General features: G+C 70.7%; 14 protein-coding genes and 1 pseudogene. 12 read left to right on the top strand and 3 right to left on the bottom strand.

Features of this window, described 5'->3' with window-relative positions; all coding sequences use genetic code 11:
- Positions 1–313 precede the first annotated feature (313 nt).
- From mihF to ON41_RS39145, 6 genes and pseudogenes are all read left to right on the top strand, one after another.
- The gene (gene mihF, locus ON41_RS18030; protein ID WP_040748769.1) at positions 314–631 is read left to right on the top strand and encodes an integration host factor, actinobacterial type; all 318 of its coding nucleotides are present in this window, start codon (positions 314–316) and stop codon (positions 629–631) included.
- Positions 632–638: 7 nt separating this feature from the next.
- The gene (gene gmk, locus ON41_RS18025; RefSeq protein WP_040748768.1) at positions 639–1220 is read left to right on the top strand and encodes a guanylate kinase; all 582 of its coding nucleotides are present in this window, start codon (positions 639–641) and stop codon (positions 1218–1220) included.
- Between the two features lie 79 nt (positions 1221–1299).
- On the top strand, positions 1300–1575 hold the full coding sequence (gene rpoZ / locus ON41_RS18020) for a DNA-directed RNA polymerase subunit omega (RefSeq protein ID WP_040708326.1): 276 nt from the start codon (positions 1300–1302) through the stop codon (positions 1573–1575).
- Positions 1576–1647: 72 nt separating this feature from the next.
- Positions 1648–2871: pseudogene (gene coaBC / locus ON41_RS18015) on the top strand (bifunctional phosphopantothenoylcysteine decarboxylase/phosphopantothenate--cysteine ligase CoaBC); the annotation flags it as partial.
- 270 nt (positions 2872–3141) lie between these two features.
- Positions 3142–4356: a methionine adenosyltransferase gene (metK, locus tag ON41_RS18010; RefSeq protein WP_040748766.1), complete on the top strand. Its 1215-nt coding sequence runs from the start codon at positions 3142–3144 to the stop codon at positions 4354–4356.
- Positions 4357–4588: 232 nt separating this feature from the next.
- Positions 4589–6775: a primosomal protein N' gene (locus ON41_RS39145; protein WP_063709901.1), complete on the top strand. Its 2187-nt coding sequence runs from the start codon at positions 4589–4591 to the stop codon at positions 6773–6775.
- 20 nt (positions 6776–6795) lie between these two features.
- On the opposite strand, the gene ON41_RS39140 is transcribed toward ON41_RS39145, so the two are convergent.
- Entirely contained in the window at positions 6796–7461 is a 666-nt protein-coding gene (locus ON41_RS39140; RefSeq protein ID WP_051161779.1) for a VC0807 family protein, read from the bottom strand.
- Positions 7462–7627: 166 nt separating this feature from the next.
- On the opposite strand from ON41_RS39140, the gene ON41_RS17990 reads away from it, so the two are divergent.
- Both ON41_RS17990 and ON41_RS17985 read left to right on the top strand, forming a co-directional pair.
- Positions 7628–8860 carry a sensor histidine kinase gene (locus ON41_RS17990; RefSeq protein WP_051161778.1) on the top strand — a complete coding sequence of 411 codons (1233 nt, stop codon included), beginning with the start codon at positions 7628–7630 and terminating at the stop codon, positions 8858–8860.
- A complete protein-coding gene (locus tag ON41_RS17985; RefSeq protein WP_040748765.1) occupies positions 8857–9537 on the top strand; it encodes a response regulator transcription factor in 681 nt (226 codons plus the stop codon). The genes ON41_RS17990 and ON41_RS17985 overlap by 4 nt, the downstream gene beginning before the upstream one ends.
- Positions 9538–9557: 20 nt before the next feature.
- Here ON41_RS17985 and ON41_RS17980 read toward each other — a convergent pair whose 3' ends face one another.
- Positions 9558–10403, bottom strand: coding sequence for an NAD(P)H-binding protein (locus ON41_RS17980; RefSeq protein WP_040748764.1), 846 nt, complete (start codon positions 10401–10403; stop codon positions 9558–9560).
- Positions 10404–10480: 77 nt separating this feature from the next.
- Here ON41_RS17980 and ON41_RS17975 point away from each other — a divergent pair, with 77 nt between their 5' ends.
- Positions 10481–11053 (top strand): TetR/AcrR family transcriptional regulator, encoded by a 573-nt coding sequence (locus tag ON41_RS17975; protein ID WP_040748763.1) that lies wholly within the window; start codon positions 10481–10483, stop codon positions 11051–11053.
- Between the two features lie 3 nt (positions 11054–11056).
- Here ON41_RS17975 and ON41_RS17970 read toward each other — a convergent pair whose 3' ends face one another.
- Positions 11057–11743: a TetR/AcrR family transcriptional regulator gene (locus ON41_RS17970; protein ID WP_246829550.1), complete on the bottom strand. Its 687-nt coding sequence runs from the start codon at positions 11741–11743 to the stop codon at positions 11057–11059.
- A gap of 70 nt (positions 11744–11813) precedes the next feature.
- Between ON41_RS17970 and ON41_RS17965 the strand changes: the two genes are divergently transcribed.
- The 3 genes from ON41_RS17965 (at position 11814) to ON41_RS17955 (ending at position 15112) form a co-directional block, all read left to right on the top strand.
- A complete protein-coding gene (locus ON41_RS17965; RefSeq protein ID WP_040748887.1) occupies positions 11814–13244 on the top strand; it encodes a carotenoid oxygenase family protein in 1431 nt (476 codons plus the stop codon).
- Positions 13245–13364: 120 nt separating this feature from the next.
- A complete protein-coding gene (locus ON41_RS17960) occupies positions 13365–14030 on the top strand; it encodes a PadR family transcriptional regulator (protein ID WP_051161776.1) in 666 nt (221 codons plus the stop codon).
- A 59-nt stretch (positions 14031–14089) separates the two neighbouring features.
- Complete coding sequence (locus ON41_RS17955) at positions 14090–15112, top strand: esterase/lipase family protein (RefSeq protein ID WP_083905432.1); 1023 nt, start codon at positions 14090–14092, stop codon at positions 15110–15112.
- Positions 15113–15157: the final 45 nt, after the last annotated feature.

Raw genomic sequence — 15157 nt, 5'->3', positions numbered from 1 at the left:
AAAAATCGAGAAAAGTCCTGGTCGCGGTATAACGGCCGGATTACGACCATCACGGTTGTGCTGGCCAACCGGTCATTTGCCTGATTCTTGATAGGAAAACCGCAGGCCACAGCGCTGCGGCGGGTTTCGGCGGTAGGATCGGCAGCACCGCCCGAAGCATGCGCGACGAGGCGCCCGCGCACTCGCCATGGCGCCCGAATCCCGCGCTGACCTGGGGGGTGGGTTCGCAATCGGCACGCCGCGTGGGTACGGTCGCACAGACCGCCGGGTTACCGGCGGGAGATTAAGCAATGAACGATGAGACGGAGGAACCGTGGCCCTTCCCCAGCTGACTGACGAGCAGCGCGCCGCTGCTTTGGAGAAGGCGGCTGCCGCTCGCCGCGCTCGGGCAGAGCTCAAGGAGCGCTTGAAGCGTGGCGGCACCGACCTGAAAACGGTCCTGAAGGATGCCGAGACCGATGAGGTTCTCGGCAAGATGAAGGTGTCGGCGCTGCTGGAGGCCCTGCCCAAGGTCGGCAAGGTCAAGGCGGCGGAGATCATGACCGAGCTGGAGATCGCGCCGACCCGCCGCCTGCGGGGTCTGGGCGACCGCCAGCGCAAGGCGTTGCTGGCGAAGTTCGACCAAGCCTGATCCGAGGGTGGTCGAGCACACGCAGAAGGGTCGGCTGGTAGTACTGGTCGGCCCCTCGGCCGTCGGGAAGTCCACAGTGGTCCGGTGCGTCCGCGAGCGGCTGCCCGGCCTGGTTTTCAGTGTGTCGGCCACCACCCGGGCACCGCGGCCCGGGGAGGTCGACGGACGCGACTACCGCTTCGTGACCAGGGCCGAGTTCGACGCCATGATCGAACAGGGGGAGTTACTCGAGTGGGCCGACATCCACGGCGGCCTGCAGCGGTCGGGCACACCGGCCGCACCCGTACGGAGGGCCGTGAAGGCCGGGCTACCCGTACTCGTGGAGGTGGATCTGGCGGGGGCGCGGCAGATCCGGAACACCATGCCGGAGGCCGCACTGGTCTTCCTGGCCCCGCCCAGCTGGGACGTCCTCGTCGCACGGCTGACCGGTCGCGGCACGGAATCGCCCGAGGTGATCGAGCGCCGGCTGCAGACCGCCAGGACCGAACTCGCGGCATGTGACGAGTTCGACACCGTGATCGTGAACGACGACCTGACCAGTGCCTGTGAGCAGTTGGTATCGTTGTTCGTTAGCACAAATTCGAGATGAGGGCGGCGGATTCGTCCCGTCGCCTCCGAACGTGCCGCAAGACCCGATTTTCCACCACGACCCCGCAGGAGCCTCCCTAGTGAGCGACACCAAGACCGTGCCCGCGTACGACACCCCGGTCGGCCTCACCAACCCGCCGATCGACGAGCTGCTCGAGCGCACGTCGTCCAAGTACGCGCTGGTCATCTACGCGGCCAAGCGGGCGCGCCAGATCAACGACTACTACAACCAGCTCGGCGACGGCATCCTCGAGTACGTCGGCCCGCTCGTCGAGCCGGGTCTGCAGGAGAAGCCGCTGTCGGTGGCGATGCGCGAGATCCACTCCGATCTGCTCGAGCACTCCGAAGGCGAGTAACCCCAGTACCCGCGACGCCCGCGGCGGGCGTCGCGACCGGGCACGGCCCACCTCCACCGGACGAAGAGGCTTAGACAGATGCGGATCGTTGTCGGCGTGGGCGGCGGGATCGCCGCCTACAAGGCGTGCTCACTCGTTCGCAAATTCACCGAGACCGGGCACGACGTCCGGGTGATTCCCACAGAGTCGGCGCTGCAGTTCGTCGGCCGGGCCACCTTCGAGGCCCTGTCGGGCAATCCCGTGCACACCGGCGTCTTCGCCGACGTGCCGGAGGTGCCGCACGTGCGCCTCGGCCAGGAGGCCGACCTCGTGGTGATCGCCCCGGCGACGGCGGACCTGATGGCGCGCTCGGCCATGGGCCGCGCCGACGACCTGCTGACCGCGACCTTGCTGACCGCCCGATGTCCGGTCCTGTTCGCCCCGGCCATGCACACCGAGATGTGGCTGCATCCGGCGACGGCCGCGAACGTCGCGACCCTGCGCGCGCACGGCGCCATCGTCATGGAGCCCGCCGCCGGCCGGCTGACCGGCGCCGACACCGGCGCGGGCCGGCTGCCCGAGCCGGAGGAGATCTTCGCCCTGGCCTCGCTGCTGCTCGAGCGCGACGACGCCATCCCGCGCGACCTCGAGGGACGCCGCGTCGTGGTGTCCGCGGGCGGGACGCGCGAGCCGCTGGATCCGGTGCGGTTCCTCGGCAATCGCAGTTCCGGCAAGCAGGGTTTCGCCCTGGCGCGGCTGGCCGCCCAGCGCGGCGCGCACGTCACGCTGATCGCCGGGAACACCATCGGTCTCGAACCCCCCGCCTCGGTGGAACTGGTCCACGTGACCACCGCCGAACAGCTGGGAGTCGCGGTCGACAAGCACGCGGCCGGCGCCGACGCGGTGATCATGGCGGCGGCGGTGGCCGACTTCCGGCCCACCCATGTCGCGGCGGCCAAGATCAAGAAGGGCGCCGACGAGCCCGACCGGATCGAGCTGACCAAGAACCGCGACATCCTGGCCGGGCTGGTGCAGGCGCGCCACGACGGTCAGCTGCCCGGCCTGGCGATCGTCGGCTTCGCCGCGGAGACCGGCGACGAGCACGGCGATGTGCTCACCCACGCGCGCGCCAAACTCAAGCGGAAGGGCTGCGACCTGCTGGTGGTCAACGCCGTCGGCGAGGGTAAGGCGTTCGAGGTGGACAACAACGATGGCTGGCTACTCGGCGCCGACGGTACCGAACAGGCACTCGACCACGGGTCGAAGCTGTTGCTCGCCAGTCGCGTGCTGGATGCGCTGGGACCCCTGTTGCGCTGAGGCGCAGACGGTTTCGGCCTAGCATGCAGGTAGGCGCGCAGTGCACAATGGCATTACGCGCTGAGTTGCACCGACTGCCAAAACGGAGCCCTGTGGAGGCGGTAGCGGGTAGTGACGGGCGGTTGTCGCAGGTAGCGACGCCGCCGACGATCACCGGGACCGCGCCGCGTCGGTGGTTTGGAATAGTCTGAGACAAAGGGTTGTGCTGTGGCGCGAGTTCGCTACTGTCGCAATCCGGTATGAAGACCCGTTGAGGGAGAGGGAAGAACTGTGCGTACGTCCGGCAGCCGGCTATTCACGAGTGAGTCCGTGACCGAGGGTCACCCGGACAAGATCTGTGATGCCATCAGCGATTCCGTTCTCGACGCTCTGCTCGCGCAGGACCCCCGCAGCCGAGTCGCGGTCGAGACCCTGGTGACCACCGGCCAGGTGCACGTCGCCGGTGAGGTCACCACCGAGGCTTACGCCGATATCCCGACCATCGTGCGCGAGAAGGTGCTCGAGATCGGATACGACTCGTCCGCAAAGGGATTCGACGGCGCGTCCTGCGGCGTCAACGTCGCGATCGGCTCGCAGTCGCCGGATATCGCCCAGGGCGTGGACACCTCGCACGAGGCCCGTGTCGGCGGCTCCGACGACGAGATCGAGCGGCAGGGCGCGGGCGACCAGGGCCTGATGTTCGGCTACGCCACCAGGGAGACTCCCGAGCTGATGCCGCTGCCGATCGCGCTGGCGCACCGGCTGTCGCGGAAGCTGACCGAGGTCCGCAAGTCCGGCGTGCTGCCGTACCTGCGTCCCGACGGCAAGACCCAGGTCACCATCGAGTACGACGGCACCAAGCCGGTCCGCTTGGACACGGTGGTCCTGTCCACCCAGCATGCCGCCGACATCGATCTGGACAACCTGCTCGCTCCCGATATCCGCGAGAAGGTCGTCGAGGCGGTGCTGGCCGATCTGGAACTGCCCGACCCGCTGGACACCTCCGACATCCGCCTGCTGGTCAACCCCACCGGCAAGTTCGTGCTCGGCGGCCCGATGGGTGACGCCGGCCTGACCGGCCGCAAGATCATCGTCGACACCTACGGCGGTATGGCCCGCCACGGCGGCGGCGCGTTCTCGGGCAAGGATCCGTCCAAGGTGGACCGCTCGGCCGCCTACGCCATGCGCTGGGTCGCCAAGAACGTCGTGGCGGCCGAGCTGGCGGAGCGGGTCGAGGTGCAGGTCGCGTACGCGATCGGCAAGTCGGCACCGGTCGGCTTGTTCGTCGAGACCTTCGGCACGGAGACGGTCGACCCGGCCAAGATCTCCGCCGCCATCGCGGAGGTGTTCGACCTGCGTCCGGGCGCGATCATCCGTGATCTCGACCTGCTGCGCCCGATCTACGCGCCGACCGCCGCCTACGGTCACTTCGGCCGCACCGATGTCGACCTGCCCTGGGAGAACACGGATCGCGCCGACAAACTCCGTGCCGCGGTAGGCCAGTGATTGCCCTGGGAGGCAGCATCGACGCGCGCCGACAAGCTGCGCGCCGCGGTAGGCCAGTGATCGCCCTGGGAAGCAGCATCGACGCGCGCCGACAAGCTCCGTGCCGCGGTAGGCCAGTGACCGCGCTGGGAGGCAGCATCGACGTCGTGCCGGCACGCTCCGTGCGGCCGTCGGGCAGTAATTGACCGAGGCCGGGGCATCGCCGGCGCGCCCGATCGCGCGCGTGCTGCCGATGCTCGAACCGGCACATCTGGACCGGGATTTCGACTACCTGGTCCCCGCGGAGATGGACGCGCTCGCCCAGCCGGGCGTGCGCGTCCGTGTTCGTTTCTCGGGCCGCCTGATCGACGGCTTCATCCTGGATCGCCTCGAGAAGTCCGACCACACCGGCACATTGATGAAGCTGGAACGGGTGGTCTCCGGCGAACAGGTGCTGACCCCCGAGATCCTGCGCCTCGTCACGGCCGTCGCCGCCCGCTACGCGGGGACGCGCGCGGACGTGTTGCGCCTGGCGATTCCGCCCCGGCATGCGAAGGTGGAGTCGGAAAAGCCTCGCGCGCACGAGGATTCGGAGAAGTCGGCCGGCGTCGGCGCTGAGGAGGTGGTCGGCGAGGGGGGCTCGGCGATCGAGCCGGGGGATGTCGTTGGCGGAGAACCGGATTCGGGTGCGGCGGTCGACGTGTCGCGGTATCCGGGCTGGGAGCGGTATCGGCACGGGGAGTCGTTTCTCGGGGCGCTGGCGGAGGGTAAGGGCCCGCGGGCGGGGTGGCAGGCGATTCCGGGGGAGGACTGGCCGCGGCGGCTGGCCGAGCTGGCGGCGGTGGTCGTGGACGGTGGCCGCAGTGCGGTCGTCATCGTTCCCGACCAGCGCGACCTGGACCGGGTCGCCGCGGCGTGCGCCGAGGTGATCGGGGACGGCGCGGTGGCGCTGGCCGCCGGGCTGGGTCCCTCGGCGCGGTACCGGCGATGGCTGTCGGTGCTGCGGGGGACCGCCCGGGTCGTGATCGGCACGCGCAGTGCGGTTTTCGCGCCCGCGCGGGATCTCGGACTGATCGTGATCTGGGACGACGGCGACGACACGTACGCCGAACCGCGCGCCCCGTATCCGCACGCGCGGGAGGTCGCGATGCTGCGCGCCCACGAAACGGGCGCTGCCTTCGTGGCCGGGGGGTTCGCGCGGACGGCCGAGGTGCAGGCGATCGTCGCCTCCGGTTGGGCCCACGACCTGGTGGCCGATCGGTCGGTGGTGCGGCAGTTCGCTCCGCGCATCAGCGCGCCCGGCGACAGCGACGTCGCCTTGGAACGCGATCCGGTGGCGCGGGCGGTGCGCATCCCCGCCGTGGCCTTCACCGCCGCGCGCAAGGCCCTCGCCGCGGGGGAGTCCGTGCTGGTTCAGGTTCCGCGCCGCGGCTACGTCCCGGCGCTGGCCTGCGCGAAATGCCGGACCCCGGCCCGCTGCCGGCACTGCAACGGACCGCTGGCACTGCCGGACGGTGGCTCAGCGGCGGGAGGAAGCGGACGGCAGCGTGCGGCCTCGGCGCAGAACTCCGTGTTGTCCGGCCCGAGACCTCGCGACGAGGCCGGAGCGGCGCGTCCGTCCGCTCGGGAGCTGGGAGTCGCGATGTCTCGCAGCGGGTCCGGCGAGGTCGCGCACAGCCCGGGTTGCCGCTGGTGCGGCAAGACCGAACCGGTGTTCCGCTGCTCGTCGTGCGGATCGCGGGCGCTGCGCGCGGTGGTGATCGGGGCGGCGCGGACGGCCGAGGAACTCGGCCGGGCGTTCCCCGGCGTGCCGATCCGCGGGTCCGGCGGTGCCGACGTGCTGGATTCGGTCCCCGACGAGGCCCAGGTGGTGGTCGCGACCATCGGCGCCGAACCGCCCGCGCCGGGCGGGTACGGCGTGGCGCTGCTGCTGGACGGCTGGGCGCTGCTCGGGCGTGCCGATCTGCGCGCGGCCGAGGACGCGTTGCGCCGCTGGATGGGGGCGGCGACGCTGGTCCGCTCGTCCGGGCAGGTGATCGTCATGGCCGACCCCGCCGTGCCGACCGTCCAGGCCCTGGTGCGCTGGGATCCGGTGGGTCACGCGATCTTCGAACTCGAGGCGCGGACGGAGGTGCGCTTCCCGCCCGCCGTCCGCTTCGCCGCCGTCGACGGCACCACGGACTCCATCGCCGAATTGCTGGGCGAGGCAAGGCTTCCCGGCGATGTGGAGGTCCTGGGCCCGGTCCCGCTGCCGCCCGGGGCACGGAAACCGTTCTCCTCCGGCGATTCTCCCCCGGAAGTGGAGCGCATGATCCTGCGCACCGACCGTCCCCACGGCGCGGGCCTGTCCCGCGCCCTCGCAGCCGCCCTGGCCGTCCGCAGTACGCACCGTTCCGACGATCCGCTGCGCGTGCAGATCGATCCCGTCGACATCGGCTGACGGCCGCCCTGCCCCGCGCATCAGGCGGCCGGAACCGGCTGCGGCAGCCGGGATTTGATGTCCAGGCGACGCCGGCTCCGCACGGTGTAGAACGCCAGCAGGCCGATGATCACCCACTGCACGGGATTCATGAGACCGACGGCGACCGAGACGGGCAGGGCCAGAATCAACGCCAGCCGCACGACCGCGTCCACCGCGAGCCCCGCACCCCACACGGCCGTCGACGTGCGGAATGCGCGCCGCACCTCGGAATCACGGTGCCACAGCGCATTCCACTGCTCCTCCGCGTCCGCTCCGTGCAGGCGCTGGGCCAGGCCGAACATGGCGGGACGCCCGACCACGCAACTGCCCAGCAGCAGCGCGCTGATCACCGCGGAGGTGACGGGGTCCTTGAGCAGCATCATCCGGTCGCCCCCGCCCAGCAGCGCCAGCACCAGGCCGAGGGCATTGAGGGAGAAGGCGAAGGCCGCGAGACCGTCGATCCGGCGCTGCCCGATCGCGACGCCGATCGCCCACACCCCGGAGACGACGGTCGAGCACACCAGGGCCGAGAAGTCGCTCTGCCCCAGCGCGACCAGGACGTAGTAGACGACGGGCGACAGCCCGATGGCGGCCGCCGGGACGAGCAGCCCGCGGAGCCGGCGGGCGGGATCGGATCGGGGTGACAGAACTGCGGTGTCGGTCATCGGAAGACTTTCTGTGGGTTCGGCGAGTGACGAGGAGAACGCTAATTTCGCCGGCCTCCGCACACCTCGGCGCGCGGGTGGAGAACGCGATCTCCACCCGGGGGTCCAGTCGCGGCCCGGCCCGGGCGTCCAGAATGCTGAGTACCGGCGGCGCGAGAGGAGGACGATGGAACGGCTGCGGCAGCTCGGCAGGTCGGTGAACGGCGAGGATCCCGAGGCGGGCCTCGTGATGCGCGTCGTGGGCGCCGGATTGCTGGCGGCGAACCTGCTGTTCAACCACCGCGGCCCGGTCCCCGCGTGGTTCTGGGCGGCGCTCGGGACGGCTTACGCGTGCTGGCTGGTGTACGACGTCACCTGTCGCCGGTACCCGCGAATCTCCCTGGGCGCGATGATGATCTGCGCGATGATCTCCGCCGCGGCGGCCGGGCCCGCGCCGGATTCCTCGGCGCTGATCATGCTGGGCGCGGCGGTGAGCATCCTCGCCCAGCACCTGGTGCCGCGCGTCGCGGTGATCCTGACCGCCTGCGCAATCCTCGCCGTGGTGCTCGTCGCGAGTGCCCTGCTCGCGGGCCGGACGGCGGCGACGCTGGCCGCGCAGACCGGAATCCTGCTGATCGTGCTCCTGCTCGGCCTCTACCGGCGGCAGTACCGGATGCGGGTCCGCGACACCGAACTGCTGCTCGAACAGACCCGGCGCGCCCAGCACGAACACGCCCGCGCCGCCGCCCTGGACGAACGCGCCCGTATCGCCCGCGAGATGCACGACGTGCTGGCGCACTCCCTGGGCGCGCTGAGCGTGCAGCTGGAGGTCGCCGAGGCGCTGCTGAGCGAGAAGGGCGATCTGCCCGGTGCGCTGTCCCGGGTGCGCCGGTCGCGCCGCCTCGCCGTCGACGGGCTGACCGAGGCGCGCGGCGCGGTGGCGGCCCTCCGCAGCGATATCCCGCCCCTCCCGGACGCCGTCGGCGAACTCGCCGACGCCTACCGCCGCGACCACCACCTCGACGTGACCTGCCGTATCGAGGGCACGCCCCGCCCCGCGGCCCCCGCCGTCACCGTCTCCCTCCTACGCGCCACCCGCGAGGCACTGACCAACGCCGGCAAACACGCACCGGGCCGACCCGTCACCGTCCTTCTCGAATTCACCCCCGACCACCTCCGCCTATCGGTTCGAAACCCGTTGTCCACCAGTGGATCCGACGGTGCGGTCGACGGGGCCGCGGACGACGGAAGCGGCACGGGAACCGGTGGCGGAGCCGCGACGTATGGGCTGGGCGGGACCGAGGGCGGCGGGGGGTATGGTCTGGCCGGAATGCGGGAGCGGATCGCGTTGGTGGGCGGGACGCTGTCGGCCGGTCCGGACGAGGGCGGGTGGGTGGTGACGGCGGAGGTTCCGGGATGAGCGGCCAGGCGACGGACGCGGCGGAGATCAGGGTGCTGGTGGTCGACGATCAGCAGGTGATGCGGGAGGGCCTGGTCGCATTGCTCGGGCTGGTCGCCGACATCACGGTCGTCGGCGCGGTGGGTGACGGCGCGCAGGCGCTGCGGGCGGTGGCCGACCTCGCGCCCGACGTGGTCCTGATGGATCTGCGGATGCCCGTGCTGGACGGGGTCGAGGCCACCCGCGGCATCGCCGAAAACCATCCCGCCACAGCGGTTCTCGTGCTCACGACCTACGCCGACGACGACTCCATCGCGAACGCCCTGCGCGCCGGGGCCCGCGGTTATCTGACCAAGGACGCCGGGCGCGTCGAGATCGCGGCGGCCATCCGGTCGGCCGCCGCGGGCCAGTCGACCTTCGACGCCACGGTCTCCCGGCGGCTGGTGGCCGCGCTCGCCCCGCCGGAGCCCGCGGACCCGCCGGCGCGACCGGCCCGGCCCGGCGGGCTGACCGGCCGCGAATCCGAGGTGATCGGCCTCATCGGCCGGGGCCTGAGCAATACCGAGATCGCCGCGACCCTGTTCGTCTCGGAGACCACGGTCAAGACCCACATCAACAACGCCTTCGCCAAGATCGGCGCCCGCAACCGCGCCGACGCCGTCCGCTACGCCTACCGCCACGGCCTCGCCGAACCGTAGGCCGCAGCGGCACGGCGGAATCAGCGGAAGGCCGCGATCGAGCGCTCGGCCCACTGCGCGTAGGACCCCGCCGGGCGGCCGAGCACCGCCTCGACATCCGGGCTGACCTCGAGTTCGGCGGGCACCGGCTCGCCGAGGATCGACAACGTATGGTCGGCAACGGAATCCGGCATGAACCGCAGCATGCCGGTGCGGGCCTCGTCGCGGGTGAGTTCGGTGAAACGCACCGGCTCCCCGAGGACGTCCGCCAAGGTGTGCGCCTGCGCGCGCGGGCTCACCGCTTCCGGCCCGGTCAGCGTGTAGGCACGGCCGTGGTGCTCGTCCGAGCGCAATACCGCCGCCGCGACGGCCGCGATATCCGCCGGATCGACGGCGGGCAGCGCGATATCACCGAACGGCGCGGCGACCGCGCGGTGCGCCCGGACGGAGTCCGCCCACGCGAAGGTATTGCTGAAGAATCCGCCCGGCCGCAGCACGGTCCACGACAGATCCGAACCCCGCAGCGCGGTCTCGAAGGCCAGCGTGCGCGCGTAACCGCCGCTGCCGGACCGGGTCACCGCACCCTGCGAGGACAGGAACACCACCTTCCGCACCCCGGCGGCCTCGACCGCCGCGAGCACCCGTTCCGGCTCGGGTCCCGTGATCAGCTGATCTCCCGTGATCAGCAGGAACAGCGCCGAGGCGCCGGCGACGGCCGCGGCGAGGGCATCCGGATCGGCGATATCGGCGCGCCGATGCGTAACCCCCTCCGGCATCCGAATGTCCTTGGCGCCCCGCGAGATCGCCACCACCTTCTCGCCGTCCTCGGCCAGCTCCCGGACGAGCGACTGTCCGACGTTTCCGGTAGCTCCGGTCACCGCGATCATGAGTTCTCCTGAGTGAGTTAGTTGACTGACTAACAAGACCGTAGAGCGTTCGCGCGGACTTGTCTATAGTTAGTTGTGTGACTAACTCAGTGGCGGGCGGCAAACGTGAGCGCCTGGTCGCGGCGGCGGCGCGGGTGTTCCACGAGCGGGGCGTGGAGAAGACGACCCTCGCCGATATCGCGACCGTCGCCGAGGTGCCGGTCGGCAACGTGTACTACTACTTCAAGACCAAGGATCACCTGGTGCGGGCGGCGATCGGCGCCCAGGACCGCCACCTGGACGACCTGATCGCGGAGCTGGAACGCCACGAGGAGCCGGCCGAACGGCTCAAGGCCCTGATTCGCGGCTGGGTCGATCAGCGCGACGTGGCCGCGCGATTCGGTTGTCCCTCCGGCACTCTCGCCACCGAGCTGGACAAGCGCGCCGACGGTCTCGACGCCGAACTGGCCGAGGTCATGCGGCGGCTCGTGGACTGGATACGGGCGCAGTTCGCGGCCCTGGGCCGCGCCGACGCCGACGAGCTGGCGGTGGCGCTCATGGCCTCATACCAGGGAATCTCCGTGCTCACCAATACGTTTCGCGATCCGGAGTTGATGGCGGTCGAGGGTCGCCGGTTGGCGCGCTGGATCGACGAGCTCGCCGCCGGATAGGGTTCACCGGCCGATCAGGTCCACCGCGCGCTGCATCGACGACTCGATCCCGGCTCGGTCGGCTCCCATGCCGACCAGCATGTCCACGGTCGCGGGCCCGAGAACCGTGGCGACACTGTCGCCTTCGGCGCCGAGGTAACCGCTCATCTCCAGGACGACCGCGCCGTGGATGAGGGCCCAGGTCCGCGCCGCCACCTCCCGCGCCGGATCCGGGCGCAGCTGCCCGGCGTCGATCATGCGTGTCACCGCCCCCACCAGCTGCTCGAACGTTTCCGCGCCGACGGCGTCGTCCACCGGGGCGGCCGTGAAATCGCAGACCGGGGGATTGCCGGTGTGCTGCGCCGTCAGGCCGAACATGAGCCGGTACCGCTGCGGGCTGGCGACCGCGTAGGCGCGGTAGGCGTAGCCCATGACGAGGAAGTCGGCCACCGGATCGTCGGTCGGCGGCGTAGACGCCAGCGCCGCGCCGAATCGCGTGAACGCCTCGGCCGCAATGGCTTCCAGCAGTCCGGTCATACCGCCGAAGTGGGTGTAGACCGTCATCGTCGAGGCCCCCGCGGCCGCCGCGACCCGCCGGGTCTGCAACGCCTCGGGCCCGCCTTCCTCCAGCAGGCGCAGACCTGCCTCCACCAATTCGTCGCGCATCGCCGATCCGCGTCGCCGGGTCGCGCCGGAAGAACGGGAACTCACCGTTGCCTCACCTCCATAACGAGGTTATTCTAGGCGGCATAACCGAGTTATGTTCAACAGGGAGCGCGATATGGCCAACAGCTACCTGGCGGGGGCCTTCGCCCCGGTCCAGCAGGAGTACACGCTGACCGACCTCCCGGTCACCGGTGTCGTACCCGGCTACCTGGACGGCCGGTACGTGCGCAACGGCCCCAATCCGGTGGGCGAGCTGGATCCCGCGCTGTACCACTGGTTTTCCGGCGACGGCATGGTGCACGGCATCCGCCTGCGCGACGGCCGGGCGGAGTGGTACCGCAACCGATGGGTCCGCGGCCCGGCCACCTCCGCGGCGCTCGGTGAGCCCGCGACGGTGCACGGGGTCTCGGGTGTCGGCGCGAATACCAACGTCATCGCGCACGCCGGGCGGACCCTCGCGCTGGTGGAGGCCGGTCTGGCCAACTACGAGCTGACCGACGACCTCGAGACCGCCGGCGTGTGCGATTTCGGGGGCACGCTCAGCGGCGGCTACACCGCGCACCCCAAGCGCGATCCCGATACCGGTGAGCTGCACGCGGTGTCGTACTCGTTCCGGGGCGGGAAGTACGTGCAGTACTCGGTGATCGGCGTGGACGGCCGGGCGCGGCGCACCGTGGATATCGAGGTCGGCGGCGCGCCGATGATGCACGATTTCTCGCTCACCGAGAAGTACGTGATCTTCTACGACCTGCCGGTCACCCTGGATCCGGGGCTGTCCGCGGAGATGGCGGTGCCGCGCGCGCTGCGGCTGCCGGCGCGGCTGCTGCTGTCGGCGGTGATCGGCCGGGTGCGGCTACCCAATCCGCCTGCGGCGCAACGGGCCCGGCCGTCGAAGGACCGCCGCCTGCCGTACGCGTGGAATCCCCGGTACCAGGCCCGGATCGGCGTGATGCCCCGCGAGGGCGGCAATGCCGACGTCCGCTGGTTCGATATCGAGCCCTGCTACGTCTTCCACCCGCTCAACGCCTACGACGACGGTGACACCGTCGTGCTGGACGTGATCCGGCACCCGAAGATGTTCGACACCAACCGTCTCGGTCCCAACGAGGGCACGCCCACACTGGATCGGTGGGAGGTGGATCTGCCGGCGGGCAAGGTGCGCCAGCACTGCTTCGACGATCGCGCCCAGGAGTTCCCGCGTGTCGACGAGCGGCGGGTCGGCAAGCGGCACCGCTACGGGTACGCCCCGGCCGTCCGCGACAGCGGCGACGGCGATTCGGTGCTGTACAAGCACGACCTGGTCTCCGGCGCCACCGCGGTCCATTCGTTCGGTCCGGGAAAGAGCCTGGGGGAGTTCATCTTCCATCCCTCGGCGCCCGATGCCGCCGAGGACGAGGGTGTCCTCATGGGCTTCGTCTACGACGCGCCGACCGATCGCAGCGAGCTCGCGATCCTCGATGCCGAGACGCTGGAACCGGTGGCGAGCGTGCAGCTGCCGCACCGGGTGCCCGCCGGATTCCACGGCAACTGGCTGCCCAGCGCGTAGGCCCGAACAGAGGAGTCCGGTCGGTTCGTGTCCCGCCTCACACTTGTCGAAGATGCATTGCCGATATATCGTCGATGTTGTCAACGTAAGAACAAGCCTGAGGAGGCAACCATGGGACCCATGGAGAACGACATGGACATGCGAGGCCGGGGACGCTGGCGCGGCCCGCGACCCGGCGGCGACCGCGAGCAGTTCCGCCGCCATCCGCGCGGCGGGCACGGCCCGCACGGTTTCGGACCCGGATTCGGCCCGTTCGGACCGGAATTCGGTCCCGGTTTCGGGCCCGGCGGCGGACCCTTCGGCCGTGGTCGCGGCCGGGGCGGCCGGGGCCGGCGCGGCGACGTCCGCGCGGCCATCCTGCTGTTGTTGCAGGAGCGGCCGATGCACGGCTACGAACTGATCCAGCAGATCCGCGAGCGCAGCCAGGACGTCTGGCGCCCCAGCCCGGGCTCGATCTACCCCGCGCTGTCGCAGCTCGAGGACGAGGGCCTGGTGCTCATCGAGAAGGTGGCCGGTCGCAAGACCGCGCAGCTGACCGACGCCGGTACCGAGTATGTGGAGTCGCATCGCGACGAACTCGGCGATCCGTGGCAGGAAGTCCGCGACGGGGTCGGTGACCAGGCGCTGGATCTGCGCGAACTGGTCGGCCAGCTGATGGGCGCGGTCGGGCAGGTGGCCCGGGCCGGGACTCCGGAGCAGGCGGCCAAGGCCGCCGAGGTGCTCACCGACGCGCGGCGTTCGCTCTACCGGATCCTCGCCGACGACGACGAGACACCCGCGAACTGACGGCACGAAACACCGTGTCCGAGGATTGATTCCCGCCGAAACGGGGGATGATTCGTGACATGGAACAACGGAGGGGCCGCAGATCTCGGGAGGTACCACAGTGGTGTCGTATCGCGGCGACGGGCGCGACGGCGGTGGCGCTGGCACTGAGTGCCGGTGCGACCGCCGGAGCGGATCCCGTGCCGCCCGGATACCGGCCGCCCGTGGTGCCCACCGAATCGGCCCCGCCGCAACGGGACCACCTGACGGCCTCCTGGTATCTCAAGGCCCATCCCGACGCGACCCCCGCAGGCACCAACGACTTCGCCTGCCGCCCGAGCGCCGCGCATCCGCGCCCGGTGGTCCTGGCGCACGGCACCGACGCCTCCGCGTATTCGGATTGGTCGGCCATCGGCCCGGCGCTGGCGCGGGCCGGATTCTGCGTCTTCGCCCTGAACTACGGCGGTAAGCCCGACGCGGTCCGCGGCTTCGGCACCGAGGACATGTGGCTGTCGGCCCGCCAGATCGGCGACTTCGTCGAGCGGGTGCTCGCGGCGACCGGTGCGGACCGCCTCGATCTCGTCGGATTCTCGCAGGGCGCCAACGTGACCCGCTACTACGTCAACAAACTCGGCGGCGCCGCGCGGGTGGGACAGTGGGTCGGCCTGGCCTCGCCCAGCTACGGCGGCGTCATGTTCGGGCTGGCGCCCCTCGCCGACGCGATACCGGGGCTGTGGCCGGCATTCGAGAAGGTCACCTCGCTGGCGGCCGTGCAGCAGGCCCAGGGGTCGCCGTTCATGCTCGACCTCAACGCCGGCGGCGACACCGTGCCGGGCGTGCGGTACACCACCATCGGCAGCCGCGTCGACGAGATGATCCAGCCCAATTCCAATATGGCGCTGCGCGGGCCGGGCGCGCGGAACGTGATGTTGCAGGACGTGTGCCCGATCGATCTGACCGGGCACTTCCACATGGTGTACGACCCGCTGGTGGGGCAGCTGCTGATCAACGTGCTGGATCCGGACTACGCGCGGGCGACGGACTGCGTCTTCGTGCCGCTCGGGACGGGTATTCCCGAGGTGATCCTGGGCGCGCACTCGTGATCGGACCGAACCCGCCGGGATCGGCGCCGACGGCTCCGTAAAATG

It is taken from the genome of Nocardia transvalensis NBRC 15921, assembly GCF_000308875.1.
Classification (GTDB): Bacteria; Actinomycetota; Actinomycetes; order Mycobacteriales; family Mycobacteriaceae; genus Nocardia; species Nocardia transvalensis.
This window is presented reverse-complemented; position numbering and strand designations above follow the sequence as displayed.

Bases quoted from the DNA above. Each gene is read 5' to 3' on its own strand.
- ON41_RS39145 (WP_063709901.1), top strand. From the start codon at position 4,589: ATGCTCGAACCGGCACATCTGGACCGGGATTTCGACTACCTGGTCCCC.
- ON41_RS39140 (WP_051161779.1), bottom strand. From the start codon at position 7,461: ATGACCGACACCGCAGTTCTGTCACCCCGATCCGATCCCGCCCGCCGG.
- ON41_RS17990 (WP_051161778.1), top strand. From the start codon at position 7,628: ATGGAACGGCTGCGGCAGCTCGGCAGGTCGGTGAACGGCGAGGATCCC.
- ON41_RS17985 (WP_040748765.1), top strand. From the start codon at position 8,857: ATGAGCGGCCAGGCGACGGACGCGGCGGAGATCAGGGTGCTGGTGGTC.
- ON41_RS17980 (WP_040748764.1), bottom strand. From the start codon at position 10,403: ATGATCGCGGTGACCGGAGCTACCGGAAACGTCGGACAGTCGCTCGTC.
- ON41_RS17965 (WP_040748887.1), top strand. From the start codon at position 11,814: ATGGCCAACAGCTACCTGGCGGGGGCCTTCGCCCCGGTCCAGCAGGAG.
- ON41_RS17960 (WP_051161776.1), top strand. From the start codon at position 13,365: ATGGAGAACGACATGGACATGCGAGGCCGGGGACGCTGGCGCGGCCCG.
- ON41_RS17955 (WP_083905432.1), top strand. From the start codon at position 14,090: ATGGAACAACGGAGGGGCCGCAGATCTCGGGAGGTACCACAGTGGTGT.